Below are 1,194 nucleotides of genomic sequence, written 5' to 3'. Positions count from 1 at the left end.
ACACAGTGGACGCGAGCAACTGAGGACAAGCCCTCGGCCTATTAGTACCAGTCAGCTCCAACCGTTACCGGTCTTCCACACCTGGCCTATCAACCCAGTCGTCTACTGGGAGCCTTACCCCATCAAGTGGGTGGGAGTCCTCATCTCGAAGCAGGCTTCCCGCTTAGATGCTTTCAGCGGTTATCCCTCCCGAACGTAGCCAACCAGCCATGCCCTTGGCAGAACAACTGGCACACCAGAGGTTCGTCCGTCCCGGTCCTCTCGTACTAGGGACAGCCCTTCTCAAGACTCCTACGCGCACAGCGGATAGGGACCGAACTGTCTCACGACGTTCTAAACCCAGCTCGCGTACCGCTTTAATGGGCGAACAGCCCAACCCTTGGGACCGACTCCAGCCCCAGGATGCGACGAGCCGACATCGAGGTGCCAAACCATCCCGTCGATATGGACTCTTGGGGAAGATCAGCCTGTTATCCCCGGGGTACCTTTTATCCGTTGAGCGACGGCGCTTCCACAAGCCACCGCCGGATCACTAGTCCCGACTTTCGTCCCTGCTCGACCCGTCGGTCTCACAGTCAAGCTCCCTTGTGCACTTACACTCAACACCTGATTGCCAACCAGGCTGAGGGAACCTTTGGGCGCCTCCGTTACTCTTTAGGAGGCAACCGCCCCAGTTAAACTACCCACCAGACACTGTCCCTGATCCGGATCACGGACCCAGGTTAGACATCCAGCACGACCAGAGTGGTATTTCAACGACGACTCCACACACACTGGCGTGCATGCTTCACAGTCTCCCACCTATCCTACACAAGCCGAACCGAACACCAATATCAAGCTATAGTAAAGGTCCCGGGGTCTTTCCGTCCTGCTGCGCGAAACGAGCATCTTTACTCGTAGTGCAATTTCACCGGGCCTATGGTTGAGACAGTCGAGAAGTCGTTACGCCATTCGTGCAGGTCGGAACTTACCCGACAAGGAATTTCGCTACCTTAGGATGGTTATAGTTACCACCGCCGTTTACTGGCGCTTAAGTTCTCAGCTTCGCCCCACCGAAATGGAGCTAACCGGTCCCCTTAACGTTCCAGCACCGGGCAGGCGTCAGTCCGTATACATCGCCTTACGGCTTCGCACGGACCTGTGTTTTTAGTAAACAGTCGCTTCTCGCTGGTCTCTGCGGCCACACCCAGCTCA

1 rRNA gene is annotated in these 1,194 nt (G+C 56.4%); it reads right to left on the bottom strand.

Annotated features, from left to right (window positions below):
• Nucleotides 1-21 precede the first annotated feature (21 nt).
• Nucleotides 22-1,194, bottom strand: a 23S ribosomal RNA gene (locus ACZ6X9_RS33755); the annotation flags it as partial.

It is taken from the genome of Streptomyces sp. NPDC052910, from assembly GCF_055585605.1.
The sequence above is the reverse complement of the archived record's forward strand: the minus strand, read 5'-3'. Positions and strand labels throughout refer to the sequence as shown.